This window comes from Pseudomonas sp. 8AS (assembly GCF_902506505.1).
Classification (GTDB): Bacteria; Pseudomonadota; Gammaproteobacteria; order Pseudomonadales; family Pseudomonadaceae; genus Aquipseudomonas.
In genome coordinates, this window is record NZ_LR733406.1 from 1,662,314 (window position 1) to 1,685,965 (window position 23,652).

Annotated in this window: 24 protein-coding genes and 1 riboswitch; of the genes, 12 read left to right on the top strand and 12 right to left on the bottom strand. The window is 67.6% G+C overall.

Annotated features, from left to right (window positions below; translation table 11 throughout):
- Positions 1 to 226 precede the first annotated feature (226 nt).
- The 4 genes from GV001_RS07795 to GV001_RS07810 all read left to right on the top strand — a co-directional run bounded on the left by GV001_RS07795 (position 227) and on the right by GV001_RS07810 (position 2,738).
- On the top strand, positions 227 to 796 hold the full coding sequence (locus tag GV001_RS07795) for a GNAT family N-acetyltransferase (RefSeq protein ID WP_160079072.1): 570 nt from the start codon (positions 227 to 229) through the stop codon (positions 794 to 796).
- Between the two features lie 4 nt (positions 797 to 800).
- Entirely contained in the window at positions 801 to 1,628 is an 828-nt protein-coding gene (locus GV001_RS07800) for an AraC family transcriptional regulator (protein ID WP_160079073.1), read from the top strand.
- Positions 1,629 to 1,698: 70 nt separating this feature from the next.
- Positions 1,699 to 2,409, top strand: coding sequence for an AzlC family ABC transporter permease (locus GV001_RS07805; protein ID WP_160079074.1), 711 nt, complete (start codon positions 1,699 to 1,701; stop codon positions 2,407 to 2,409).
- Positions 2,409 to 2,738: an AzlD domain-containing protein gene (locus tag GV001_RS07810; protein ID WP_160079075.1), complete on the top strand. Its 330-nt coding sequence runs from the start codon at positions 2,409 to 2,411 to the stop codon at positions 2,736 to 2,738. The genes GV001_RS07805 and GV001_RS07810 overlap by 1 nt, the downstream gene beginning before the upstream one ends.
- A 47-nt stretch (positions 2,739 to 2,785) precedes the next feature.
- On the opposite strand, the gene GV001_RS07815 is transcribed toward GV001_RS07810, so the two are convergent.
- Positions 2,786 to 4,894, bottom strand: a complete 2,109-nt coding sequence (locus GV001_RS07815) for a TonB-dependent receptor (protein ID WP_160079076.1) — start codon at positions 4,892 to 4,894, stop codon at positions 2,786 to 2,788.
- A gap of 176 nt (positions 4,895 to 5,070) precedes the next feature.
- On the opposite strand from GV001_RS07815, the gene GV001_RS07820 reads away from it, so the two are divergent.
- Positions 5,071 to 6,945: a 1-acyl-sn-glycerol-3-phosphate acyltransferase gene (locus GV001_RS07820; RefSeq protein WP_160079077.1), complete on the top strand. Its 1,875-nt coding sequence runs from the start codon at positions 5,071 to 5,073 to the stop codon at positions 6,943 to 6,945.
- Positions 6,946 to 7,006: 61 nt separating this feature from the next.
- On the opposite strand, the gene GV001_RS07825 is transcribed toward GV001_RS07820, so the two are convergent.
- The 6 genes from GV001_RS07825 to folM form a co-directional block, all read right to left on the bottom strand.
- Positions 7,007 to 7,594, bottom strand: coding sequence for a putative glycolipid-binding domain-containing protein (locus tag GV001_RS07825; RefSeq protein ID WP_160079078.1), 588 nt, complete (start codon positions 7,592 to 7,594; stop codon positions 7,007 to 7,009).
- 243 nt (positions 7,595 to 7,837) lie between these two features.
- The gene (locus GV001_RS07830; protein ID WP_160079079.1) at positions 7,838 to 8,179 is read right to left on the bottom strand and encodes a HopJ type III effector protein; all 342 of its coding nucleotides are present in this window, start codon (positions 8,177 to 8,179) and stop codon (positions 7,838 to 7,840) included.
- A complete protein-coding gene (locus tag GV001_RS07835; protein WP_160079080.1) occupies positions 8,179 to 8,469 on the bottom strand; it encodes a DUF1244 domain-containing protein in 291 nt (96 codons plus the stop codon). Before GV001_RS07835 ends, GV001_RS07830 begins: the two co-directional genes overlap by 1 nt.
- Positions 8,470 to 8,563: 94 nt before the next feature.
- Positions 8,564 to 8,935, bottom strand: a complete 372-nt coding sequence (gene folX / locus GV001_RS07840) for a dihydroneopterin triphosphate 2'-epimerase (protein ID WP_160079081.1) — start codon at positions 8,933 to 8,935, stop codon at positions 8,564 to 8,566.
- Positions 8,936 to 9,493, bottom strand: a complete 558-nt coding sequence (gene folE, locus GV001_RS07845) for a GTP cyclohydrolase I FolE (RefSeq protein ID WP_160079082.1) — start codon at positions 9,491 to 9,493, stop codon at positions 8,936 to 8,938. It abuts the gene before it with no gap.
- A 21-nt stretch (positions 9,494 to 9,514) separates the two neighbouring features.
- Positions 9,515 to 10,225, bottom strand: a complete 711-nt coding sequence (gene folM, locus GV001_RS07850; protein WP_160079083.1) for a dihydromonapterin reductase — start codon at positions 10,223 to 10,225, stop codon at positions 9,515 to 9,517.
- A 388-nt stretch (positions 10,226 to 10,613) separates the two neighbouring features.
- On the opposite strand from folM, the gene GV001_RS07855 reads away from it, so the two are divergent.
- Together GV001_RS07855 and GV001_RS07860 are read left to right on the top strand one after the other, a co-directional pair.
- Positions 10,614 to 11,558: a MerR family transcriptional regulator gene (locus GV001_RS07855; RefSeq protein WP_160079084.1), complete on the top strand. Its 945-nt coding sequence runs from the start codon at positions 10,614 to 10,616 to the stop codon at positions 11,556 to 11,558.
- 171 nt (positions 11,559 to 11,729) lie between these two features.
- A complete protein-coding gene (locus GV001_RS07860; protein ID WP_160079085.1) occupies positions 11,730 to 13,508 on the top strand; it encodes an acyl-CoA dehydrogenase C-terminal domain-containing protein in 1,779 nt (592 codons plus the stop codon).
- Positions 13,509 to 13,792: 284 nt separating this feature from the next.
- On the opposite strand, the gene GV001_RS07865 is transcribed toward GV001_RS07860, so the two are convergent.
- Entirely contained in the window at positions 13,793 to 14,392 is a 600-nt protein-coding gene (locus tag GV001_RS07865) for a Yip1 family protein (protein WP_160079086.1), read from the bottom strand.
- A gap of 166 nt (positions 14,393 to 14,558) precedes the next feature.
- Positions 14,559 to 15,152 (bottom strand): DNA-J related domain-containing protein, encoded by a 594-nt coding sequence (locus GV001_RS07870; RefSeq protein WP_160079087.1) that lies wholly within the window; start codon positions 15,150 to 15,152, stop codon positions 14,559 to 14,561.
- A gap of 85 nt (positions 15,153 to 15,237) precedes the next feature.
- On the opposite strand from GV001_RS07870, the gene ttcA reads away from it, so the two are divergent.
- Positions 15,238 to 16,065, top strand: coding sequence for a tRNA 2-thiocytidine(32) synthetase TtcA (gene ttcA, locus GV001_RS07875; RefSeq protein WP_160079088.1), 828 nt, complete (start codon positions 15,238 to 15,240; stop codon positions 16,063 to 16,065).
- Between the two features lie 36 nt (positions 16,066 to 16,101).
- On the opposite strand, the gene GV001_RS07880 is transcribed toward ttcA, so the two are convergent.
- From GV001_RS07880 to cbiE, 3 genes are read right to left on the bottom strand one after another with little or no spacing between them, the layout of a single operon-like run.
- Positions 16,102 to 16,815, bottom strand: coding sequence for a ferredoxin (locus GV001_RS07880; RefSeq protein WP_160079089.1), 714 nt, complete (start codon positions 16,813 to 16,815; stop codon positions 16,102 to 16,104).
- A gap of 10 nt (positions 16,816 to 16,825) precedes the next feature.
- On the bottom strand, positions 16,826 to 17,563 hold the full coding sequence (locus tag GV001_RS07885) for a cobalt-precorrin-6A reductase (RefSeq protein WP_256664882.1): 738 nt from the start codon (positions 17,561 to 17,563) through the stop codon (positions 16,826 to 16,828).
- The gene (gene cbiE, locus GV001_RS07890; protein WP_160079091.1) at positions 17,560 to 18,762 is read right to left on the bottom strand and encodes a precorrin-6y C5,15-methyltransferase (decarboxylating) subunit CbiE; all 1,203 of its coding nucleotides are present in this window, start codon (positions 18,760 to 18,762) and stop codon (positions 17,560 to 17,562) included. Before cbiE ends, GV001_RS07885 begins: the two co-directional genes overlap by 4 nt.
- Before the next feature lie 62 nt (positions 18,763 to 18,824).
- Positions 18,825 to 19,020, top strand: a riboswitch (cobalamin riboswitch).
- A gap of 84 nt (positions 19,021 to 19,104) precedes the next feature.
- Here cbiE and cobG point away from each other — a divergent pair.
- Genes cobG through cobJ form a run of 4 tightly spaced genes read left to right on the top strand, consistent with a single transcriptional unit; the run spans position 19,105 to position 23,489 of the window.
- Complete coding sequence (gene cobG, locus GV001_RS07895; RefSeq protein WP_160079092.1) at positions 19,105 to 20,460, top strand: precorrin-3B synthase; 1,356 nt, start codon at positions 19,105 to 19,107, stop codon at positions 20,458 to 20,460.
- A complete protein-coding gene (locus GV001_RS07900; RefSeq protein ID WP_160079093.1) occupies positions 20,457 to 21,083 on the top strand; it encodes a precorrin-8X methylmutase in 627 nt (208 codons plus the stop codon). Before cobG ends, GV001_RS07900 begins: the two co-directional genes overlap by 4 nt.
- Complete coding sequence (locus tag GV001_RS07905; protein ID WP_160079094.1) at positions 21,083 to 21,829, top strand: precorrin-2 C(20)-methyltransferase; 747 nt, start codon at positions 21,083 to 21,085, stop codon at positions 21,827 to 21,829. The genes GV001_RS07900 and GV001_RS07905 overlap by 1 nt, the downstream gene beginning before the upstream one ends.
- A 7-nt stretch (positions 21,830 to 21,836) precedes the next feature.
- Positions 21,837 to 23,489, top strand: coding sequence for a precorrin-3B C(17)-methyltransferase (cobJ, locus tag GV001_RS07910; protein ID WP_160083232.1), 1,653 nt, complete (start codon positions 21,837 to 21,839; stop codon positions 23,487 to 23,489).
- The last annotated feature ends 163 nt before the right edge of the window (positions 23,490 to 23,652 follow it).

The window sequence follows — 23,652 nt, forward strand, 5'->3', positions numbered from 1 at the left end:
GCATGCAAGGCAAAAGCAGGCGAAGAAGCGCAGTTTACGATTGGTAAATGAGCATTCTGAGCCTGCTTTTAACGCAGCAGGCCCGACGCGCAGCAGACATTGAACAGGTTCTTAGTCTCGCATGGGCCGCGCGTGCCGTCAGGCCGACCATGGTCGCAAGCGGCTTGAGCCGCCGGTGGGGCACTGATAGCGTGGTCGACCTTGGTCGTTTCACCGGAGTTTCGTGATGTTCCAGCCGCACCCCATTGCCCTGCAGCAGGGCGCCTTGCGCCTCGACCCGCTGGTCGAGGCCGACCTGCCCGGCCTGCTGGCGTTGGCCGAGGCCAATCGCGAGTCGCAGCAATACATGAGCGGCACCACGCGGCCGGACTGGTACCGCACGGCCCTGGCCGAGCACCGCGCGCAGACGGCCGTGGTCTTCGCCATCCGCCTGGCCGGCGAGCTGGTCGGCACCACGCGCTTCTTCGACTTCAATGCGGCGCTGCCGGCCGCCGAGATCGGCTACACCTGGCTGGAGGCGCGCCAGCATGGCACCGGGCTGAACAGCATGATCAAGTACCTGCTGCTGCGCCATGCCTTCGAGGACTGGCGCCTGGTGCGCGTGCAGCTGAAGACGGCGGCGAGCAACCTGCGCTCGCAGCGGGCCATCGAGAAGCTCGGCGCGGTGCGTGAGGGCGTGCTGCGCAACCATCGGCGCCTGGCCGACGGCCGCCTCGACGACACGGTGCTGTACAGCATCACCGACAGCGAGTGGCCGCAGGTCAAGGCCGGCCTGGAGGCGCGCTTCGGCGCGTGAGGCCATGGCGGGCGGCGAGCAGACACGCTTCTGGGAAAGCCAGGCGCTGACCGGCGTCGAGCTGCTGCACGCGCGCTACATCGAACAGCGCTTCGCCCCGCATGTGCACGAGGGCTTCGTGTTCACCGTGATCGAGGGCGGCGCCCAGCGCTTTCGCCATCGTGGCAGCGACCACCTGGCGCCGGTCGGCAGCATGGTGCTGATCAACCCGGACGAGGTGCACACCGGCTCCAAGGCCCACGAGCAGGGCTGGTGGTACCGCGCCTTCTACCCGGCGCCGGCGCAGGTGCAGGGGGGGCTGGAGGAACTGGGGCTGGCGAGCGGCGGCATGCCGTCGTTCGGCGTCAGCGTGCTGCAGGATGTCGAGCTGCACCAGGCCTTCGGCCAGCTGCACCGTCTGCTTGATGGCGAGGCCAGCGCCCTGCAGCAGCAGTCCGCCTGGCGCGAGGCGATCCTGCTGCTGTTCCAGCGCCATGCGCGGATTTCCCAGCCGGCAGAGCCCGGCCGCGAGCCCCGGGCCGTGGCTCTGGCCAAGGAGCTGCTGGCCACGCGCCTGGGTGAGCCACCGTCGCTGGAGGAACTGGCGGCGCTGGTCAATCTCTCGCCGTTCCACTTCGCCCGGGTGTTCCGCCGCGCCACCGGCCTGCCGCCGCATGCCTGGCTCCGGCAGCGGCGCCTGGAGCAGGCGCGGGCACTGCTGCGCTCCGGCTGCGCGCCGCTGCAGGTGGCCGTGCAGCTGGGCTTCTCCGATCAGAGTCATCTGAGTCGCCAGTTCAAGCAGAGCTATGGGGTCAGCCCCGGCGAGTATCGCCGCGCCTGTGCCACTTGCTGAGACAGACGCGCAAGATCGTTCAAGACGCCCGGCGCGCAACCGGCTAGCCTCGCTGGTTCAAGGAGGTTCCATGTCCCGTCATCACGAATTCCTGCAGGGCGCCCGCGACATGCTGCCGATGCTGCTCGGCGCCATGCCCTTCGGCATCATCTTCGGCAGCCTGGCCGGCGCCGCCGGCCTCACGCCCTGGCAGACCATCGGCATGTCCGTGCTGGTGTTCGCCGGCTCGGCGCAGTTCATCGCCATCAGCCTGCTCGGCGGCGGCGCGACCCTGGCCGTGCTGCTGCTCACCACCTTCGTGGTCAACCTGCGCCACGCCCTGTACAGCGCCAGCCTGCAGCCCTTCGTGCGCCATCTGCCGCGGCGCTGGCGCATGCCGCTGGCCTTCTGGCTGACCGACGAGGCCTTCGCCGTGGTCCAGCACCGCTATGCTGAGAGCGATGCCTCGCCGCACAAGCACTGGTATTTCCTCGGTGCGGCGCTGGCGATGTACCTGAACTGGCAACTGTGCACCCTGATCGGCCTGGTGTTCGGCCAGGCGGTGCCGAATATCGGTGACTGGGGCCTGGACTTCGCCATGCTCGCCACCTTCATCGGCATCGTCGTGCCGATGCTGCGCAGTCGCCCGCAGGTGGCGGCGGCGCTGGTGGCCGGGGCGGTGGCCCTGGCCTGCCATGCTCTGCCGTACAAGCTCGGGCTGATGGCGGCGGCGTTCAGCGGCATCCTGGTCGGCGTGCTGCTGGAGCAGCGTAGGCAAACCCTGCTGGAGGAGCCGCTGTGATGGCCAACTGGACTTTGATTCTCGGCATGCTGGCGATCACCTTCGCCATCCGCTACAGCCTGTTCGCCTTCCCCGACCTGCAGTTTCCGCCGCTGGTGCGCCAGGGCCTGCATTACGTGCCGACCGCGGTGCTCACCGCGATCGTCGTGCCCGGCATGCTGCTGCCGGACGGCCAGCACTGGGCCGTGGGGCTGGACAACGCCTACCTGCTGGCCGGGCTGGCGACCATCGCCATCGCCGCGCTGACCCGCCACCTGCTGGCGACCATCGCCGGCGGCTTGCTGGTGTTCTTCCTGCTGCGCGCCTGGCTGGGGCAGTTGCCGCTGTAGAAAGACGAACGGCCTCTTGCGAGGCCGTTCGGGTCCTGCGGCTAGGGTCAGAAATCGACCTGATAACCCAGGGTGAAGGTACGGCCGCGCCCGGCGAAGTACTGGTCGTCGCGGGTGCTGCCGGCCTGGGCGTAGTAGGTCATGTAGTCGCGGTTGAGCAGGTTCTCGATGCCCAGGCTGGCCTCGCCGACCGGCAGGCGGTAGCCGAGGGAGGCGTCCACCAGACTGTAGCCGTCGAAGTTCAAGCCCTCGGTGTCGAAGCCGCGGCTGGCATAGTGGTTGACCTGCAGGCGGCTGTTCAGCTGCTCGCTCCAACTGGCCTGCCAGCTCAGGCCGTAGCGGTCCGGGGCGATGTTGGCGCCGTCCAGGTCGGTATCCACGTCGCCGTCGCCATCGGTGTCGGAGCGGCCGTCGAGCTGGGCGTAGGTCGCCTGCAGGCGGTGCACGTCGCTGACCTGCCAGCCGGCAGTGGCCTCCACGCCGTCGATCTCGGTGCGCTCGCGGCGCACCTGGTAGACCCCGCCGACGCTCTCCAGGCGCGAGCCGAGGTCGGCATCGGACTCGAAGTAGCTGATCTCCATGTCGACCGTCTGCCAGTTCAGGCGCAGGCCGATCTCGCGGTTGTCGGTGACGACCGGCTGCAGGTCAAGGAACTGCTCGACGCTTTGGTTGGGCTGGCTGATGGCCCGCAGCACGCGTCCCACGTCGGGCATGCCGAAGCCTTCCGAGTAGTTGGCGAAGACCTGCGCCCAGTCGTTGAGCTGGTAGACCAGGCCGGCGTTGTACAGGGTTTCCTCGAAGTCCGGTTTGCCGCCCTCGACCGCCACGCCGCCGCGCGGAGTGGTGGTGGAGGCGATGGTGTGGAAACTGTCGACTTCCAGCTCGGCGAACTCGTGACGCACGCCGCCGTGCAGGGTCAGGCTGTCGGTGGCGCGCACCTCGGCCTGGAGGAAGGGCGCGAGGTTCTGGAACACGGTCTCCGGTACCCACTCGCGGTCGGTGGCGATCAGCATCTGGCTGGTGGTGTCCTGCAGGAAGTCCAGGCCGCCGGTGAGCTTGAGCAGGCCGTCGAGCATGTCGTCGCGGCTCAGGGTCAGCTTGCCGCCGTACTTGTCGGACTCGTTCTGCGACTGGTCGAACAGGGTGCCAACCGGGGCGATGCTGGCATCCTGGAAGGCACTCAGGGTGCCGCCGCCATAACGGGCGCGGAAACGCTGGCTGTAGAGCTGGGCGGTGAGCAGGTTGCCGACCAGGTCGGTGTTGCTGTAGGTCAGGCTGGTGGCCAGCACCTCGTTCTGCGGCGCCTCGCCCAGCGGCTCGCCCTTGCGCGAGGTGGCCGGGATGCCGGCGTCGCGGTCGCCGGGCAGGTTGACGTACTCGTGCTCGCCTTCCAACTCGAAGCGGTTGACCATCAGCGCCAGGTTCTGCTCGGCATCGAACCAGTAGCCCAGCTTGAGCAGCAGGTCGGTGCCGGTGGAGTCCATGATGTCGCCCTGGGTGTCGTCGACGCCGATCAGCTCGCCGTCGGCGTCGTAGAACATGCCGCGGGTCTGCCCGCTGATGGCGGCCAGGTAGTCCCAGTCGCCTTCGCTGCCTTCGACGCGGTAGTCCAGCTTGTAGCCCAGGCCGTCGCTGTCGAAGTCGTCGCCGGCTTCCAGGCTGACGCCGGCGTGCTGCTTCAGGCTGCCGCCCTGGGGCCGGCGGGTGACGTAGTTGATGATGCCGCCGGTGGCGCCCAGGCCGTGTTCGGCGCTGGCGCCGTGGATCACCTCGATGCGCTCGACCATCGCCAGGTCGATGGTGTAACCGTCGCGTCCACCGGCGCGCAGCGGGGTGGACTGCGGCACGCCGTCGATCAGCACCAGCGCGGCACGCCCGCGGAAGGTCTCGCCGGCGTTGCTCAGCTTCTGCCGGCTCGGCGAGTAGGAGGGGATCAGGTTGCTCAGCACCTGGCCGTGGTCGCTGGTGATCGCCAGTTGCTGTTCGATCTGCTCGCGGCTGATGACGGTGATCTTCTGCGGGGTCTTGCCGGCCTCGCTGTGCGAGCGGGTGGCGCTGATGGCGGTGCTTTCCAGTTGCAGGGCTTCCCCGGCCTGGCTGGCCGGGGCGAGGAAGGCGAGGGAGATCGAGAGGCAGAGGAGGGTCTTGCGCAGCATTGCGTGCTCACTGGGGGAAGTTGGTGATTCTGAGAGGGCACGGAATTTAATCTAATTGCAAACAATTTGCATTAAGATATTGCGGCGTTTCGAGCCATCTTGGGTGTGGCTTTGTCGGGGCCAGATGCTGTCCAATGCGGAACGGCGTTTGCCGCTTCGCTACAGGTACAAGGACGATGACCCCACACTCGCAATTCGCCCTGCTGGGCACCCGGCGCTTCCTGCCGTTCTTCATCACCCAGCTGCTCGGCGCCTTCAACGACAACGTGTTCAAGCAGGGCCTGATCTTCGTCATCCTGTTCAACATGGCGTTCTCGGACAAGACCGGCAACCTGCTGGTCAACTTCTGCCACCTGCTGTTCATCCTGCCGTTCTTCCTGTTTTCCGCCCTGGGCGGGCAGTTCGGCGAGAAGTTCGCCAAGGACGCGCTGATCCGCCTGATCAAGCTGGCCGAGATCGCCATCATGCTGGTCGGCGCCGCCGGTTTTTACCTCAACAGCCTGCCGCTGCTGCTGCTCGCGCTGTTCGGCATGGGCACCCATTCGGCGCTGTTCGGCCCGGTGAAGTACTCGATCCTGCCGGCCACCCTGCGCGAAGAGGAGCTGGTCGGCGGCAACGCCCTGGTGGAGATGGGTACCTTCCTGGCCATCCTCGCCGGCACCATCGGCGCCGGGGTAATCATGTCCACCGGCCATTCCGCCGGCCTGGTGTCCGCGGCCATCGTGCTGGTGGCCGGCCTCGGCTACCTGGCCAGCCGCGGCATCCCGCGCTCGCACGCGGCGCTGCCGGAGCTGGTGCTGGACTGGAACATCTTCCGCCAGACCTGGGCCACCGTGCGCCTGGGCCTCGGCCAGCGGCCGGCGGTGTCGCGCTCGCTGCTCGGCAACTCCTGGTTCTGGTTCATCGGCTCGATCTACCTGGCGCAGATTCCCGGCTTCGCCAAGGACCTGCTGCACGGCGACAAGACCGTCATCACCCTGATCCTCACCGTGTTCTCGGTGGGCATCGCCCTCGGCTCGGTGCTCTGCGAACGCCTGTCCGGGCGCAAGGTGGAGATCGGCCTGGTGCCGTTCGGCTCGATGGGCATGACGGTGTTCGGCATCCTCCTGTGGTGGCACTCGGCGGGCTTCCCGAGCGCGGCCGAACCCTACAGCTGGCTGACCCTGCTGGGGCAGGGCCAGGCCTGGTGGCTGCTGGCGGACATCCTTGGCATCGGCATCTTCGGCGGCTTCTACATCGTGCCGTTGTATGCACTGATCCAGTCGCGCACGGTGGAAAGCGAGCGGGCTCGGGTGATCGCCGCCAACAACATCCTCAACGCCCTGTTCATGGTGGTGTCGGCGCTGGTGGCGATGCTGTTGCTCAACGTCGCCGGGCTGTCGATCCCGCAGCTGTTCCTGGTGGTGTCGCTGATGAACATCGCGGTCAACGCCTACATCTTCAAGATCGTCCCCGAATTCACCATGCGCTTCCTCATCTGGCTGCTCAGCCACTCGATGTACCGGGTCAGGCATCAGGGGCTGGAGGCGATTCCGGACGAGGGCGCGGCGGTGCTGGTGTGCAACCACGTGTCCTTTGTCGATGCGCTGCTGATCGGTGGTGCGGTGCGCCGGCCGATCCGCTTCGTCATGTACTACAAGATCTACAACCTGCCGGTGCTCAACTTCGTCTTCCGCACCGCCGGCACCGTACCGATCGCCGGGCGCAACGAGGACGCGAAGGTCTACGAGCAGGCCTTCGCGCGCATCGCCCAGTACCTGGCGGACGGCGAGGTGGTGTGCATCTTCCCCGAGGGCAAGCTGACCACCAGCGGCGAGATCGACGAGTTCAAGGCCGGGGTGGAGCGCATCCTCGCCGCCAACCCGGTGCCGGTGATCCCCATGGCGCTGCAGGGGCTGTGGGGCAGCTTCTTCAGCCGCGCGCCGCACAAGGGCCTGTTCAAGCGCTTCTGGTCGCGCATCACCCTGGTCGCCGGCCAGCCCATGCCGGCCGACACCGGGCGCCTGGTGCTGCAGGAGCAGGTGGCGCAGCTGCGCGGTGACGTGCGCTGAGCCTGCCAGGGGAGTAAAGAGGGCCGCCAAGCGGCGATTTTCATGGTGAAGTGCGGCTGGTTCAGGCCAATGTGTTGAACTGCAGGGTGCGCGAGCTGATGCGCTGGTATTCGGCGCTGGCGCTCATCAGCAGGGCGTGCTGGTCGACCAGCAGCTCGCTGGGCGCATGGCCTTCGGCTTCGCTGCGGTACAGCGTCTGCCCGTCGCCCTGGCGCAGGCACTGGTAGCGCTGGCTGCGGGCCTCGACGCGCAGGCTGAGCAGGTCGACATAGGCCACGGCGAGCTGCTCGCTCTGCCCGGTTTCCAGGGCGCAGCGCTGCAGGGCGGGGGTGTGGGTGAACGGCGAGGCGGAGAGCATCACCTGCTGGCACTGGCTGAGGTCTTCGCGCAGTTCGTCGTTGAGGAACCAGTTGCCGCGGATGTCGCGGCGCAGGTTGAGGCTGCGCGGGCCCTGGTTGTCGACCTTCAGCCAGAGGCGGCGAAAACGCCAGCGTGGGTCGCACTTGAGCACATAGGTGGCGGCAATGCTGCTGCCACGGATGCTCTGCATCAGGTGGCTGCTGGCATGGATGCCGTCACTGCCGATATCCAGGTTGAGGTGCTCGACTCCCGGATGGTTCCAGGGTTTCCAGACCAGGCTTTGTTGCATCCTTGCACTCCACGGATCAAGGTCCGGGGGCATCGCGCCGGCCTCATGCTGGCGTCTTCCTGATGGCATCCCGGCGTTCAGGCGGGTGCAGAATAGAGCGCTTGGCGCGGCTTGTCTGTCAGCCAAAGCTGACAATTGCGCCAATGTCTGCGCAGTTTCCCCGCCATTTCGCTGCGGATCGGCACCTGGTCACCGATCGGCTCCAGGTGTCGGAGTCGTGGCAATGCAGCGGCTTTGCCGGCCTCAGGCCTTGCGGCTGAGCGGTTGCCGGTCGAACTGCACGCCGTTCAGGCCGCTGTTCTGCAGGGCGCGGATATTGCCGTGGTCGTCGCCGTGCGGGTTGGCCAGCACGGCGCGGTAATGCTCGCCGAAGGCGCGCAGGGTTTCTTCCAGGCTGAGGCCCTCGAGCAGCGCCAGGCCGAGGGTCTTGCACGAGCCTTCGTTCTGCCCGCTGGCATTCTCCACGCCGCCGTTGCGAAAGGCGCTGGGCTGGTAGTCGTAGTGCTGGGCGATGAAGGCCAGGGTCTCGGCAAACAGGAACTGCTCGTTGTGCAGGCGGGCGCGGAAGTCTTGCAGCTGGCTCATCAGTGCTTTCCCTTGGCGAAGGCGGCCTGTTGTTCGGCGCTGGCTTCTTTCTGGTATTTGTCTTTCCACTCGGCGTAGGGCATGCCGTAGATCTCTTCGCGGGCCTGCTCGACGCTGACTTCCACCTCGAGGTCGTCGGCGGCGGCCTTGTACCACTTGGACAGACAGTTGCGGCAGAAACCGGCCAGGTTCATCAGGTCGATGTTCTGCACATCGGGGCGCGAGCGCAGGTGCTGCACCAGGTGGCGGAAGGCGGCGGCTTCGAGTTCGAGGCGTTGTTGATCGGTCATGGCGGGCTCCCGGACGACGGTGGAGACGCAGATGATAGAAGGCCGGGCCGGGGCCGGCAACGCCCGACGCCAGAGCAGCGGCGGGTGCCGGGGCTTAGCGTTCGGCGGCGAGGGTGATCGACACCGATTCGGCGAAGCGCAGGGCGTGCAGCTTGTCCACTTCCACTTCGGCGTAGTGCACGGCCGGGTTGCTCATCACCAGATCGAGGAGTTCCTGGGTTAGGCGCTCGAGCAGGGCGAAGCGATTTTCCTCGACGTGGCGGATCACCGCCTTGGTGATGGTGCGGTAGTTCAGGGCGTGGTCGATGTCGTTGTCACGCACCGCTTCCAGGGCCGGGTAGAGGATGGTCAGGTTGATCAGCACATCCTGCTTGTTGAGGATTTCCTCTTCCTTGATGCCGATGAAGGTACGCAGGCGCAGATCCTTGACGCGGATTCGCGCCATGCCGGGGTCCAGTCGTGGCATTTACTTGCTCCGTATCAGTTGCAGGAATTCATGGCGAGTGTTGCACGACTCACGGAAGGCACCCAGCATAACCGAGCTGCTCATCACCGAGTTCTGCTTCTCCACCCCGCGCATCATCATGCACATGTGCTTGGCCTCGATCACCACCGCCACGCCGGCGGCGCTGGTGACGCTCTGGATGGCGTCGGCAATCTGCTTGGTCAGGTTTTCCTGGATCTGCAGGCGGCGGGCGTACATGTCGACGATGCGCGCCACCTTGGACAGGCCGAGCACCTTGCCGGTGGGGATGTAGGCGACATGCGCCTTGCCGATGAAGGGCAGCAGGTGGTGCTCGCACAGCGAGTACAGCTCGATGTCCTTGACGATCACCATCTCGTCGTTGTCCGAGGCGAACAACGCGCCGTTGACGATTTCCTCCAGCGATTGCTGGTAGCCGTGGCAGAGGTACTGCATGGCCTTGGCGGCCCGCTTGGGCGTGTCCAGCAGGCCCTCGCGCTCGGGGTTTTCACCCAGGCCGAGGAGGATTTCACGGTAGTGGTGCGGCAGTTGCGGATTCATTGATCGGTCCTCGCGGGCCCCTCAGACGAGGTGGCGACCGCCATTGACGGCAAGCGTGGTGCCGGTGACGTAGGGATTGTCCAGCAGGTAGCGCAGGCTCTGGTAGATGACCTCGGCGCCGGGTTCGATGCCCAGTGCGGATTCGGCCAGGCGCTTGGTGCGGTAGGCCGCGTCGTCGCCTGGGTTGAACAGGATCAGGGCCGGGGCGATGCCGTTGACCTTGATCGCCGGGGCAAAGCGCGCGGCGAACGACAGGGTCAGGCTGTCCAGGCCGGCCTTGCTGGCGCAGTAGGCCGGGCGCTTGGCGCTGCCGGTGCGCACCACGTCATCGCTGATATGGATGATGTCGGCCGGCGTGCTGCGGCGCAGCAGCGGCTCGCAGTGCAGGTTGATCAGGTAGGGCGCGAGCATGTGCACGCTGACCATGCGCTGGAACACCTGGGCCTCGTTGCCGGGCGTCTCGCTCTCCCAGTCGGAGGCGTTGTGCACGATGGCCCGCAGGCAATCGGTGTGTGTTTTCAGGCGGGCGATGAAATCGAGGATGCCCGCCTCGCTGGCGAAATCGGCCGCCAGGGTGGTGGCGCCGCGCTCGCGCAGTTGCTGCACGCCCTCGCGCTCGCTGCGATAGCTGACGATCAGCGGCTGGCCGGCGTCGAGCAGGCGCAGGGCGCAGTGCAGGCCGACACGCTGGCTGGCACCGGTGATCAGAATGGGGGCAGTTGCACCGCTCATGGCGCCTCGCATACGGAAGGTGGGGCGGTGGCCGGGTGGGCAAAGGACACCGCTGATGTTGGATAAACTTATACCAGTGATGCTGTTTGTACAACCATGCGCTGTTTGTGGGAATAGGGTGGTTCGTCTTATTGATTCATAACTGGCTGTTTTGTATGGATATTTGTCTTCTGTTGAGAAGGCTTTTCCGGTTTTATCGTGTACAGCTATCGGGTTTATGTACAGGTTTTGTAGAGTGCAACGCCTGGCGGCGGCACGGCGGCGTGGCTAGCCGGTGGGTGCTATGTCGGGCTGTTCGGCGGGTGGTGCGTGCTCCGGCTGGCACGGGATTTCAAGGCGAGGCGCTGCCTGGGGTACACTCAGGCATCATTTTTCGGCGATCCACTCCATGACCGAATGCGCCAGCACGCCTCCAGCCTCCGATTCCTTGAAACAGGAAGAGTTGTTCCCCATCCGCGAAGTGTCGCGGGTCACCGGGGTGCATCCGGTCACCCTGCGTGCCTGGGAGCGGCGCTACGGGCTGATCCAGCCGACCCGCACCGACAGCGGGCACCGTCTCTACTCGGCGGCGGACATCGAGTCGGTACGCAGCATCCTGGCCTGGATCGAGCGTGGCGTGTCGGTGAGCAAGGTCGGCAAGATCCTCGCTCGCAGCAGCGCCATCAAGATGCCGGCGCCGGTGTATGTGGAAGTCACCTCCAGCGAGTGGAGCGAGTGGCAGGGGCGCATCCGCACGGCCGTGGCCGCCTTCGACGGCGCCCAGCTGGAGCGCCTGTACGGCCAGGTGTTTTCCACCTACCCGCTGCTGGTGGTGTTCCAGGACATCTTCGTGCCGGTCTGGCAGGAATTGCTCCTGCACCGCGATGAAGTGGGGCGCAGCAGCGAGTGGCTGTTCCTCGATGCCTTCCTGCGGGCCCGTGCCCTGCAGCGCCTGCAGCTTGCGACCACGGGGCGCGGCGATGTGCTGCTGGCCGCGCTGCCCGGGCACTGCCGCGAACTGGAGCTGCTGGTGGCCGGCCTGTTGCTCGGCAGTGCCGAGGTCGGCGTGCAGGTGCTGGCGCTGGGTCAGCCGCTGGAGGAGCTGGCCCTGGTCTGCGAGAAGATCCAGCCGCAGGCGCTGGTGCTGTTCTCCAACCAGCCGCCGGCCGATGCCCTGCCTGCGCAGCTCACCCGCCTGGCGCTGGAACTGCACTGTCCGCTGCTGTTTGCCGGCGATGCCGCCGACCTGATCGAGGACGACCTCAGGGGCTCGCCGATTGCCTGCCTGGGCAATGAAGGGCGCCTGATGCAGCAACGTCTGCAGCAGTTCCTCGCCGGCCACCTGGATACCTGAGCCGGCACTTCTCTCCCGCCGCAAGGCGGTCTTGCTTGTACAACTTTGCCTCGCGGCGGGTGCGGCGCGGCCATTGTTCGCCTGTCTCCCGAAAAAGTTTGCAGTGGATTGAGCTTTTGATATACAAAAGCTGTACATTAAATTTACTTGTACAGCCTAAGGGTTCAGTCAATGCCTGCTTACCGCGCTCCCTTACGTGACATGCGCTTCGTCTTCGACGAGGTGCTCGACGCTTATGCCACCCTGCAGTCGCTGCCCACGCAGCGCGAGTTCGGCAACGATCTCGGTGGCGCCATTCTCGAGGAGGCCGCCAAGCTGGCGGAAAATGTCCTCGCGCCGCTCAATGGCCCCGGCGACAAGCAGGGTTGCCAGTACGACCCGCAGAGCAAAGCGGTGAAAACCCCGGACGGCTTCCCGGCGGCCTACAAGCAGTTCGCCGAAGGCGGCTGGACTGCGCTGGCCTGTACCCCGGAGTTCGGCGGCCAGGGCCTGCCTCATGTGCTGAACATGATGGTCGAGGAGATGGTCTGCTCGGCCAACCTGTCGCTGGGCATGTACCCGGGCCTGACCCACGGCGCGATCAACGCGCTGACCGAACACGGCACCCGTGAGCAGCAGGATCAGTTCCTGCCCAAGCTGATCAGCGGCGAGTGGACCGGCACCATGTGCCTGACCGAGCCGCAGTGCGGCACCGACCTGGGCCTGATCCGCACCCGTGCGCTGCCCCAGGCTGACGGCAGCTACGCCATCAGTGGTACCAAGATCTGGATCACCGGTGGCGAGCATGACCTGGCCGACAACATCGTCCATCTGGTGCTGGCCAAGCTGCCGGATGCTCCGGATAGCGTCAAAGGCATCTCGCTGTTCCTGGTGCCCAAGTTTCTCGCAGACAGCACGCGCAACCCGGCGTTCTGCGGCGGCCTGGAACACAAGATGGGCATCAAGGGCTCGGCCACCTGCGTGATGAACTTCGAGGGGGCTCGCGGCTGGCTGATCGGCGAGCCGAACAAGGGCCTCAAGTGCATGTTCACCATGATGAACTCGGCGCGCCTGATGGTCGGCATGCAGGGTCTCGGCATTGCCGAAAGCGCCTACCAGGTCAGCCTCGGCTTCGCCAGGGAGCGCCTGCAGAGCCGATCGCTGTCCGGACCGAAAGCGGCCGACAAGCCGGCCGACCCGATCCTCGTGCACCCGGATGTACGGCGCATGCTGCTGCGGCAGAAGGTGATGATCGAAGGCTGCCGCGCCCTGGCCTATTTCACCGGCATGCACCTGGATGTCGCCCACGATCACGAGGACCCGCAGGTTCGCCAGCAGTCCGACGACCTGGTGCAACTGCTGACGCCGGTGGTCAAGGCGTTCCTCACCGATGAAGGCTTCAACTGCACCAACGATGGCCTGCAGGTGCTCGGTGGTTCCGGCTTCACCGAAGACTGGGGCATCGAGCAGCTGGTGCGCGATTGCCGCATCACCCGTATCTACGAAGGCACCAACGGCATTCAGGCCCTCGACCTGGTCGGGCGCAAGCTGGCCCTGGGCGGTGGTCGCGCGGTGCGCAGCTACTTCACCCAGGTCGAAGACTGGCTCAAGGCCAATGCCGACGCGCCGCATGCTGCGGCTGTGGGCAAGGCGCTCAAGCAGCTGCAGCAGGCGACCCTGTGGATTGCCAGCGAAGGCATGAAGGACCCGGAGCAGGCGGGCGCCGCCTCCGTGCCCTACCTGCGCCTGTTCGCCCTGACCACCCTGGCCTGGTTCTGGTCGCGCATGGCGCTGACCGCCCGGCACAAGCTGGCCGCAGGCAGCAGCGAAAGCGCTTTCTACGGCGCCAAGCTCAAGTCGGCGGATTTCTACATGGCGCGCGTGCTGAGCGAAACTGACAGCCTGCTGGCCGAAGTCCTGGCCGGCAAGGCGACCCTGATGGCCTTCGACGACGAGGAGTTCGCCGCCTGACATCTGCGCAACCGGCAGCCACGTTCGCCCAAGTCCCTTCGGCTGCCGGTTTTTTATCCCTGAGCATGACCCGTTATCCGGTCTGCTTTTTATGACCCGCTCCCGGCGGGTCTTTTTTTGCTGGGCAAAAAGGCTCAGTCCTCATTGCATGTGGTGCCGCTGCTCAGGCTTTTGTGGGCGGACTCACTCGCGATGTCCTCGCCGAGAGTGAAACCATCGGAAAACACAAAGCCGCCAGAAGGCGGCTTTGTCGGCGGCAGGCCGGGGGTTGCCAGGCAAGCGTCTCAGCTGGTGTAGACCGGGCCCACACCGAAGCCCCAGAGGATCACCGACGTGGCGATCATCGCCACCAGCACTACCAGGCCGACGGCCAGGACCGAGCTGGAGAACATGAAGCCTTCGTCCTCGGGGATGTTCATGAAGGTCGGCAGGCCCGCATACAGCAGGTAAACCGTGTAGCAGATGGCTGCGGTGCCGATGAACATGGCCAGCCACAGGTTCGGGTAGAGCGCCGCGACGCCGCCGATGAACAGCGGGGTGGCCGTGTAGGCGGCGAACACCACGCACTGGGTCATGCTCGGGTTGGAGTCGTAGGTGCGGGCCATCCAGTGGATGAAGGCACCCATCACGGCGATCCCGGCGAGCATGGCCAGGTAGGACATGATGGTCATCTGCAGCGCGCTGGCCGCGGTCAGCTTGACCGGGTCACCATCGCCGATCGTCCAGCCCACCTCGGTGGTGCCGAAGTAGGCGCAGAGCGCCGGGATGGCCGCGAGAATCAGAACGTGGGTCAGGTACATGTGGCTGATGCTTTCTTCTTCGCCACGGATTTCTTGCCATTCTTGATCGGGATGGGTGAAGAGCCCCCAGACGTGGTTAATCATGCAGTCACCTCCGCTTTTTTATTGTCGATCGCCCCGTGCGTAGCGCCCGTGGCGCATGGGCAGCGCCGCCGGGTGCAGGCCGAATCACTGCGACCGTATGCCGCAGTATAGGCAGAGGCTGGAGGCCACGTGAGTCGTGGCTTTAGAGCGAATTGCTCTCTGTGGCTCAGCTGTAATAGCGCTGTAGTATTTCCATCGCCAGGTTGATCGACTGCAGACGGCTGGTGCTGCCGCCGCGATCCGGGTGGTGCTGGCTCACCAGTTGCCGGTAGCGCAGCTTGATGGTGGCGAGATTGAGCGGTTGGTCGCCGCCCAGCTCGAACAGTTCGAGCGCTGCGCGCTTCTCGTCGCCGCCCTGCATGCGCGTCCAGAAGCTGGCCAGCAGCTTCTCCACATCGGCTTCGGCGGTGTCGCGCAGATGCTGCAGATCGAGGTAGTAGTCGCGCAACGGGTCGCTTTCGGCCAGCTCGCTGCTGCCCGGCTGCCAGGGCAGCAGCTGCATGCACAAGGGGTTGATCTGCAGGTGGGCGCTGCGGGCCTGCCACAGGCTGTCGCGCAGCCGGTAGAGGGCGTTGAACAGCAAGAAGTGGGTGCGAAACAGCACCAGCTTGTCGGCCAGGTCGAGATGGGGGATGTGCGTGGAATGGCGTTGCTTGAGCTGCTGGATCAGCTGGAATTCGCTGATTCCGGCCGGTGCGGCGCGCAGCAGCTCGTGCAACTGGTCGGCCAGGTCGAGGGCGGGGTTGAGTTCGCTATTCATCGCTTGAGCCTAACACGGGCTGCCGCCGCCGGCCTTTGCGGGTAAAATGGCCAGCTTTTCGCCTTCCCCCGGATTCCTCAGCACCATGTCCACCAGCCTTTCGGTCAACCAGAACAAACTGCAGAAACGCCTGCGCCGCCTGGCCGGCGAAGCCGTCACCGACTTCAACATGATCGAGGATGGCGACAAGGTGATGGTCTGCCTGTCCGGCGGCAAGGACAGCTACACCATGCTCGACATCCTGCTGTACCTGCAGAAGGTGGCGCCGATCCAGTTCGAGATCGTTGCAGTGAACATGGACCAGAAGCAGCCGGGCTTCCCCGAGCACGTGCTGCCGGCCTACCTGGAGTCCATCGGTGTGCAGTACCACATCATCGAGAAGGACACCTACTCGGTGGTCAAGGACAAGATCCCGGAAGGCAAGACCACCTGCTCGCTGTGCTCGCGCCTGCGCCGCGGCACCCTGTACACCTATGCCGACGAGATCGGCGCGACCAAGATGGCCCTCGGTCACCACCGCGACGACATTCTGGAGACCTTCTTCCTCAACATGTTCTACGGCGGCACGCTGAAGGCCATGCCGCCCAAGCTGCTGTCCGACGACGGGCGCAACGTGGTGATCCGCCCGCTGGCCTACTGCAGCGAGAAGGACATCGAGGCCTATTCCGAGCTCAAGCAGTTCCCGATCATCCCGTGCAACCTCTGCGGCTCGCAGGAGAACCTGCAGCGCCAGGTGGTCAAGGAGATGCTCAACGAGTGGGAGCGCAAATCGCCGGGACGCACCGAGATCATGTTCCGCGCCCTGCAGAACGTGGTGCCCTCGCAGCTGGCCGACCGCAATCTGTTCGACTTCCACAGCCTGAAGATCGACGACAGCGCCACGCCGCGCTTTCTCGATGTGATGAGTCTGTGATCAGCAACCGGCCGCCTAGAGCGGCCGGTTTGCTTTCTAGCCGCGCATGATCAGCTCGGCCACCTCGCGGCCCGCGACGAACTGCTCCTGCACCAGGCGCCGCACATCGGCCTCGTCGCGCACCTGGTACCAGGCGCCGGGCGGGTAAACGCTGAGCGTCGGCCCCTGGTCGCAGGGGAACTGGCACTGGGTGCGGGTGATATGCACGCCGTCTTCGGTCTCCAGCCGGCCGGCCGCCTTCAGCTCCTCACGCAACAGTTTCCACAAGGGCAGGGCGCCGCGGCGGGTGCAGCGCGGGCCGTTGCACAGCAGCACGCGGTACTGGTGCGGCGGAATGCACGACCAGGCGTGGGCGGACGGCAGTTGCGGAACCTCCACGCAGCCCAGATGGCGATCGGGCTGCTGGATCAGTGCGGCCAGCGCGGCCACGTCTCCGGCGTCACCGGCGCAGACGAAGACCCGCTCGGCCTGCGTGCCGGCCAGGGTCTTGAACCGGTCGCGCAACCAGTCCAGCTGCTGACTGCCGCCCAGCGGGTCGAGGTCGACCAGCAGCAGCGGCAGTTCGCCGGCTTCCAGGCAACTGCGCACCCGCGTCCACAGCGGCTCGTAGCCGGCGCCGGTATCGCACAGATGGTCCAGCACGGCGGCGCCGAAGCGCTCGCTCAGCTTGCGGCGGCTCAGTTCGGCAAAGCTGCCTTGGTTCAGGTCTGGCCCGGCGAGCAGTACGCGGGCGTAGGTGTCGGTCTTCATTGCTGGTTACTCAGGCCAGGCCGCTAGGGAGTTCCTGCAGGGCCTGCCACAGGGATTCGGGATCGGCGAAGGCGCGCTCCACCTCGGGCAGTTCGGGGCGCGCCAGCAGCAGTACCGGCAAGCCGCGTTCACGGGCCACCCGCAGCTTGGCCTCGGTGGCCGCGCCGCCGCTGTTCTTGCTGATCAGCACGTCGAAGCTCTCGGCGGCGAACAGCGCGCGTTCATCTTGGAGACTGAATGGGCCGCGGCTGGCGATGATCCGTGCGCGTGCATTGCCCGGATGGGCATCGAGCAGGCGCAGGGTCCAGAACTGCCCGGTGGGGATTGCAGCCAGGTGTTCCAGCGGTTCGCGGCCGAGGGTGAAGAAGGGCTTGCGGAAGGGCTCCAGCTCCTGGATCAGCGCGTCCCAGCCGGCCACTTCGCGCCAGTCGTCGCCGGCGCCGGCCTGCCAGCCGGGGCGGCGCAGGGCCCAGCAGGCAATGCCGGCGAGTTGCGCGGCGCGGGCGGCGTTGGCGCTGATCTGCGCGGCATAGGGGTGGGTGATGTCCAATAGCAGCTCGATGCCCTCGGTGCGGATGAAATCGGTCAGCCCCTCGGCGCCGCCGAAGCCGCCGACCCGTACCTGGCAGGCCAGGTCCTGCGGCACCTTGCCCAGCCCGGCCAGGCTGTAGACATGCGCCGGGCCGAGGCGGCGGGCGATGGCCAGGGCGTCGCCGACCCCGCCGAGCAGGAGGATGCGTTTGCTCACGGCTTGCGGCATTCCAGCAGGGTGATCGGCAGGGCGCTGCGCCAGGTGTCGAAGCTGCCCAGCGGCTGGGCCTGGGCCACGCTGATGCGGGTCAGCTCGCCGCCATGCTGCTCGCGCCAGGCCACCAGCATGGCCTCGCTCTGCAGGGTCACGGCGTTGGCGAGCAGCCGGCCGCCGGGCTTGAGCGCCTGCCAGCACTGCTCCAGCACGCCGGGGGCGGTGACGCCACCGCCGATAAAGATGGCGTCGGGGCATTCGAGACCCGCCAAGGCTTCCGGTGCATGGCCGGCCACCAGCTGCAGGGTCGGTACGCCGAGGGCGTCGCGGTTGTGCTGGATCAGCTGCTGGCGGCCGCCGTCGGCCTCGATGGCGATGGTCCGGCAGCTGGGGTGGGCGCGCATCCACTCGATGCCGATCGAGCCGCAGCCGGCACCCACGTCCCACAGCAGCTCGCCGGGGCGCGGCGCCAGGCGGGCCAGGGTGATGGCGCGCACGTCGCGCTTGGTCAGCTGGCCGTCGTGGCGATAGGCCTCGTCGGGCAGGCCGATGGTCAGCGGCAGCGGCTGCACGTCCGCATCGGCCCGGCACTCGACGGCCAGCAGATTGAGCGCCGCTACTTCGTCGATGCTCCAGCTCTCGGCCAGTCCATCGATGCGCCGCTCCAGCGGGCCGCCGAGGTGTTCCAGCACCGTCAGCCGGCTCGGGCCGAAGCCGCGCTCGCGCAGCAGGGCGGCGATGGCGGCCGGGCTACAGCCGTCGTTGCAGAGGATCAGCAGGCGCTGGCCGGCATGGATCTGCGCGTGCAGTGCCGCCAGCGGCCGCGCCACCACCGAGAGCAGGGCCACCTCCTGCAGCGGCCAGCCCAGGCGCGCGGCGGCCAGTGAGTAGGAGGAGGGCGCCGGCAGCACGCGCATCTCGCCTTCGCCCAGTTGCCGCGCCAGGCTGGCGCCGACGCCGAACAGCATGGGGTCGCCGCTGGCCAGCACGCACAGCGGCGTGCCGCAGCGCTGCAGTACCGGCGCCAGGCTGAACGGGCTCGGCCAGGCTTCGCGCGGGGCGCGGATGCACGCTGGCAGCAGCTCCAGCTGGCGCGGTGCGCCGACTATGCATTCGGCTGCCAGCAGCGCCCGGCGCGCGGCCTTGCCCAGGCCGGCGTAGCCGTCCTCGCCGATGCCCACCACCGTCAGCCAGGCTGTCATGCGCGTCTCCTCGATGCCTTGCGGGCGGCGCGCGGGCTTGGCCCGGCGCCGGAAAAAGCGGGCATAATAGCGCCTTCGTCGGTGCCCGGCGTCCTCACGGATGTCACCATGGGCCTAAGAGGGAACACGGACCAACCGTGGCTGCCCCCGCAACTGTAAGCAGCGAGTCTGTCGCCCGAATGCCACTGGGAAACCGGGAAGGCCGCGACCGATGCCGACCTGCCAGCCAGGAGACCTGCCGACGACGCTAGTCGCGAGTGCCAACATCGGGCGGGGTGTACCGATGCCAAGGAATCCCTGTAGGCGGATTCTGCTGGTTAGGTCGCCGCGTCGTTGTTGTGGATGACCGTCTTGCGCAACCTCCCTGCCGCCGTCGATTCCTGCGTGCCACGCCCCGGCGCGTGCCCCGGCCTGCTGCGCATCGTCGCCGCGCTGGACGGCGGCATCTGCCGTGTCAAGCTGCCCGGCGGCCGACTCTCCAGCGCCCAGGCGCGATCCATCGCCGCGGCCGCCACGGCCCAGGCCTGCGGCGTGCTGGAGCTGACCAACCGCAGCAACCTGCAGATTCGCGGCGTGCGTGACGCTGGCCAGGGCGAGCTGATCGCCGCGCTGCTGGCTGCCGGCCTCGGCCCGCGCGTTGCAGCCGCCGACGATGTGCGCAACCTGCTGCTCAGCCCCGCCGCCGGTCTCGACCCTGCCGCGCGGCTCGATGTCGGTCCGCTGGCCGGGCAACTGCTCGACCTGCTGCAGGATCATCGCGAGTTCCACGTCCTGTCCGCCAAGTTCGCCCTGCAGCTGGACGGCGGCGAAGCCCTGGCCATGCTCGAACACCCCCACGACCTGTGGCTCGGCGCCATGCCCGGCGCCGAGCCGCTGCTGGCCTTCGGCCTGGCCGGCTGCCCGCTCAATGGCCCGCTGGCGGCGGTGACGCCCGCGCAGGCCGTGCCGCTGGTGGACGCCGTGCTGCGCCTGTTCCTCGAACTGGCCGGCACCGAGCACAGCCGCATGCGCCAGCTGCTGGCTGCGCTGCCGGTTAGCGAATTCCTCGACCGCCTGCAGGCGCGCCTGCCGTTCCCGCTGCGCCGCGACCCGGCCGTGCTGGGCTGGCGCCGCGCCGCCGGGCCCGGCGCCGTCCCGCTCGGCGCGCACGCGCAGCGCCAGGCCGGCCGGCAGCTGATCCTGGCCGCCGCCCGGCTGGGGCGGATCGGCGCCGGGCAACTGCACGCCCTGGCCGATCTGGCCGAGCAGTACGGCGACGCCAGCCTGCGCCTGACCCCCTGGCAGGGCCTGCTGCTGCCGAATATCCCCACGCCCCAGGTGCCCCGGGTGCTGCAAGAGCTGCGCGCCCTGGGCCTGCTGCTGGATGCCCGCGAGCCGCTGAGCCGGCTGCTCGCCTGCACCGGCTCGGCCGCCTGCGCCAGGGGCCTGGCCGACACCAAGGCCGATGCCCTCAAGCTGGCCGAACTGCTGCGCGCCGGCAGTGCGCGCCCGCAGGTGCACCTCAGCGGCTGCCCGCGCTCCTGCGCCGCCGCGCATACCGCTCCCTTCACCCTGTTGGCGCAGCCCGGCGGGCGTTACCAGCTCTATCAGCGCGCCGCGGGCGTGGCCGGTTTCGGCCGCCTGCTGGCGCCTTCTCTCAGCATCGAAGAAGCCGGCGCCTGGTTCGCCGCGCAGCCCGCATCAGGAACCTCTGCATGATCGATTACATCCGCGACGGCCAGGAAATCTACCGCCAGTCCTTCGCCACCATCCGCGCCGAGGCCGAGCTGTCGGCCATCCCCGCCGACCTGGAAAAGCTCGCCGTGCGCCTGATTCACGCCTGCGGCATGGTCGACGTGGTGCAGGACCTGCGCTTCTCGCCGGGTGCCGGCGCCGCCGGGCGTGCCGCCCTGGCCAAGGGCGCGCCGATTCTCTGCGATGCGCGCATGGTGGCCGAGGGCATCACCCGCGCGCGCCTGCCGGCGGGCAACCAAGTCATCTGCACCCTGAACGAGGCGAACGTGCCGCAGCTGGCCCGCGACCTCGGCAACACCCGCTCGGCCGCTGCCCTGGAGCGCTGGCGCGAGCACCTCGAAGGCAGCGTGGTGGTGATCGGCAACGCGCCGACCGCGCTGTTCTACCTGCTGGAAATGCTCGACGCCGGCGCGCCCAAGCCGGCGCTGATCCTCGGCATGCCGGTGGGCTTTATCGGCGCCGCCGAGTCGAAAGACCTGCTCGCCGCCGACAGCCGTGGCGTGCCCTATGTGATAGTGCGCGGCCGGCGTGGCGGCAGCGCCATGGCCGCCGCGGCGGTCAACGCCCTGGCCACGGAGGTGGAGTGATGCGCGGCAAAGGACGTCTGCTCGGCCTCGGCGTCGGCCCCGGCGACCCGGAACTGATCACCCTCAAGGCCCTGCGCCTGCTGCAGTCGGCGCCGGTGGTCGGTTACTTCGTGGCCAAGGCCAAGGCGAACAAAGGTCAGGGCGGCAACGCCTTCGCCATCATCGAGCAGCACCTGAACGAGGCCCAGCAGCGCCTGCCACTGGTCTACCCGGTGACCACCGAGAAGCTCGAACCGCCGCTGACCTACGAGGCTGTGATCGCCGACTTCTACGACACCTGCGCCGTGCAGATCGCCGCCGAACTGGATGCCGGCCGCGACGTGGCGGTGATCTGCGAGGGCGACCCGTTCTTCTACGGCTCCTACATGTACCTGCACGACCGCCTGGCCGCGCACTATCAGGTGGAGGTGGTGCCCGGCGTGTGCTCCATGCTCGGCTGCGCCTCGGTGCTCGGCACGCCGCTGGTGTACCGTAACCAGAGCCTGTCGGTGCTCTCCGGCGTGCTCCCCGAGGACGAGCTCAAGCGCCGCCTGCAGGACGCCGAAGCCGCCGTGGTGATGAAGCTCGGCCGTAACTTCGACAAGGTCCGTCGGGTGCTGCGCGAGCTGGGCCTGGATCGGCGCGCGCACTACGTCGAGCGGGCGACCATGGACAGCCAGCGCATCGTGCCGCTGGACGAGGTCGACCCGCTGGCCTCGCCGTATTTCTCGATGATCCTGGTGCCGGGGGAGCAGTGGCGTGGCTGATCCCCGTATGTCTCCAGCCATCGTCATTCTCGGCGCCTCTGCCCTGGCCACCGCCCGCCGTTTGCAGGGCCTCTACCCGCAGGCCGCTATCCACGGCCTGACCGGGCGCGTCGACGAGGTCGATGAGAGCTACCGTGAGTTCGCCGAACACCTGCGCGGGCTGTACCGCGCCGGCACGCCGATCATCGCCCTGTGCGCCGCCGGCATCGTCATCCGCAGTCTGGCGCCGGTCTTGGCGGAGAAGGGCGCCGAGCCGGCGGTGCTGGCCGTGGCCGAGGACGGCAGCGCCGTGGTGCCGCTGCTCGGCGGGCTGAGCGGGGTCAATCTGCTGGCCCGCGAGATCGCCGCGCGGCTGGCCGTGGCGCCGGCCATCACCACCAGCGGCGAGCTGCGCTTCGGCACCTGCGTGCTCAACCCGCCGCCCGGCTACGTGCTGGCCGACCTGGAGCAGGGCAAGCGCCTGGTCAGCGACCTGCTCGGCGGCGAGTCCCTGCGCATCGACGGCGATGCGCCCTGGCTGGAAGCGGCGAAGCTGCCGCTGAATGCGCAGGCCGGCCGCTGCATCCGCATCAGCCCGCAGCGGGCGGAGCAGGGCGGCGCGCTGCTGATCCATCCGCGCCTGGTGCTGGCCCGTTGCAGTGTGCCGGACGGCGATCTGCCCGGCACCGTGCGCGCCGCCCTGCAGCAGGCCGGCCTGGCCGAGGCGGCGTTGGCTGCATTGCTGGCCGATGCCACCGCCATGGCCCAGCCGCAGCTGGCCGCCGCAGCCGCCGAACTGAAGGTGCCGCTGCGCTTTATCGAGGCGACAAGCGCCTTGCCCGCCGCCCTGTATGAAGAGGCTGGAGTCAGCCTGCACCTGGCCGCCAACCCAGAGCTTGCCGCGCAAACCGGTCGGCCGCGCGGCCGCCTCAGCGTGATCGGCCTCGGCCCGGGTTGCGCCGAACTGATGGCCCCGGCCGTGCGCCAGGTGCTGGACCAGGCCGAGGATGTGCTGGGCTACGAAACCTACGTCAACATGGCCGGGCCGTTCCGCGCCGAACAGGTGCTGCACGCCAGCGACAACCGCGAGGAACTGCAGCGCGCCGCCCATGCCTTCGACCTGGCCGTCCGGGGCCGGCGGGTGGTGATGGTGTCGTCCGGCGACCCCGGCGTGTTCGCCATGGCCGCCGCCGTGCTGGAAGCGCTGGAAGCCTCCGGCGATGCGGCCTGGCAGGCGGTGGAGCTGGAGGTGCTGCCGGGTATCTCCGCCGCCCTGGCCACCGCGGCCAAGGCCGGCGCGCCGCTGGGCCACGACTTCTGCCTGCTGTCGCTGTCGGACAACCTCAAGCCCTGGGCGATGATCGAGAAGCGCCTGGACCACGCCGCCGCGGCCGACCTGGCCATGGCCTTCTACAACCCGATCTCCCGCGCGCGCCCCTGGCAGCTCGGCCGCGCCCTCGATATCGTCCGCCAGCACCGCACGCCAGAAACCCTGGTGGTGCTCGGCCGCGACATCGGCCGCCCGGCCGAGGCACTGCGCGTGCTGACCCTCGGCGAACTGAGCGCGGAGCTGGTGGACATGCGCACCCTGGTGATCATCGGCTCCAGCCAGACCCGCCGTTTCCCGCGCGCGGGTGGTGGCGAGTGGGTGTATACGCCGCGCTGGTATCCGCAGGACTAGTGCGCGTCGCGTGCTCAATCCTATGGCGGCGCAGGCCCGGGCTACTCGGCCTGCAGTGCCTCGTCGCCGGCGACGGGGCAGAGTGTCGCGGTTGCGATTTTTCTGCGGCGCACTTGGTGCTAAATAGAGTGGCTAACCCTATCGCGTAATGCAGAGCCACGAG

What these genes read in the sequence shown, in the direction of transcription:
- GV001_RS07795 (WP_160079072.1), top strand. Translation starts at nt 227, where the DNA reads ATGTTCCAGCCGCACCCCATTGCCCTGCAGCAGGGCGCCTTGCGCCTC.
- GV001_RS07800 (WP_160079073.1), top strand. Translation starts at nt 801, where the DNA reads ATGGCGGGCGGCGAGCAGACACGCTTCTGGGAAAGCCAGGCGCTGACC.
- GV001_RS07805 (WP_160079074.1), top strand. Translation starts at nt 1,699, where the DNA reads ATGTCCCGTCATCACGAATTCCTGCAGGGCGCCCGCGACATGCTGCCG.
- GV001_RS07810 (WP_160079075.1), top strand. Translation starts at nt 2,409, where the DNA reads ATGGCCAACTGGACTTTGATTCTCGGCATGCTGGCGATCACCTTCGCC.
- GV001_RS07815 (WP_160079076.1), bottom strand. Translation starts at nt 4,894, where the DNA reads ATGCTGCGCAAGACCCTCCTCTGCCTCTCGATCTCCCTCGCCTTCCTC.
- GV001_RS07820 (WP_160079077.1), top strand. Translation starts at nt 5,071, where the DNA reads ATGACCCCACACTCGCAATTCGCCCTGCTGGGCACCCGGCGCTTCCTG.
- GV001_RS07825 (WP_160079078.1), bottom strand. Translation starts at nt 7,594, where the DNA reads ATGCAACAAAGCCTGGTCTGGAAACCCTGGAACCATCCGGGAGTCGAG.
- GV001_RS07830 (WP_160079079.1), bottom strand. Translation starts at nt 8,179, where the DNA reads ATGAGCCAGCTGCAAGACTTCCGCGCCCGCCTGCACAACGAGCAGTTC.
- GV001_RS07835 (WP_160079080.1), bottom strand. Translation starts at nt 8,469, where the DNA reads ATGACCGATCAACAACGCCTCGAACTCGAAGCCGCCGCCTTCCGCCAC.
- folX (WP_160079081.1), bottom strand. Translation starts at nt 8,935, where the DNA reads ATGCCACGACTGGACCCCGGCATGGCGCGAATCCGCGTCAAGGATCTG.
- folE (WP_160079082.1), bottom strand. Translation starts at nt 9,493, where the DNA reads ATGAATCCGCAACTGCCGCACCACTACCGTGAAATCCTCCTCGGCCTG.
- folM (WP_160079083.1), bottom strand. Translation starts at nt 10,225, where the DNA reads ATGAGCGGTGCAACTGCCCCCATTCTGATCACCGGTGCCAGCCAGCGT.
- GV001_RS07855 (WP_160079084.1), top strand. Translation starts at nt 10,614, where the DNA reads ATGACCGAATGCGCCAGCACGCCTCCAGCCTCCGATTCCTTGAAACAG.
- GV001_RS07860 (WP_160079085.1), top strand. Translation starts at nt 11,730, where the DNA reads ATGCCTGCTTACCGCGCTCCCTTACGTGACATGCGCTTCGTCTTCGAC.
- GV001_RS07865 (WP_160079086.1), bottom strand. Translation starts at nt 14,392, where the DNA reads ATGATTAACCACGTCTGGGGGCTCTTCACCCATCCCGATCAAGAATGG.
- GV001_RS07870 (WP_160079087.1), bottom strand. Translation starts at nt 15,152, where the DNA reads ATGAATAGCGAACTCAACCCCGCCCTCGACCTGGCCGACCAGTTGCAC.
- ttcA (WP_160079088.1), top strand. Translation starts at nt 15,238, where the DNA reads ATGTCCACCAGCCTTTCGGTCAACCAGAACAAACTGCAGAAACGCCTG.
- GV001_RS07880 (WP_160079089.1), bottom strand. Translation starts at nt 16,815, where the DNA reads ATGAAGACCGACACCTACGCCCGCGTACTGCTCGCCGGGCCAGACCTG.
- cbiE (WP_160079091.1), bottom strand. Translation starts at nt 18,762, where the DNA reads ATGACAGCCTGGCTGACGGTGGTGGGCATCGGCGAGGACGGCTACGCC.
- cobG (WP_160079092.1), top strand. Translation starts at nt 19,105, where the DNA reads ATGACCGTCTTGCGCAACCTCCCTGCCGCCGTCGATTCCTGCGTGCCA.
- GV001_RS07900 (WP_160079093.1), top strand. Translation starts at nt 20,457, where the DNA reads ATGATCGATTACATCCGCGACGGCCAGGAAATCTACCGCCAGTCCTTC.
- GV001_RS07905 (WP_160079094.1), top strand. Translation starts at nt 21,083, where the DNA reads ATGCGCGGCAAAGGACGTCTGCTCGGCCTCGGCGTCGGCCCCGGCGAC.
- cobJ (WP_160083232.1), top strand. Translation starts at nt 21,837, where the DNA reads ATGTCTCCAGCCATCGTCATTCTCGGCGCCTCTGCCCTGGCCACCGCC.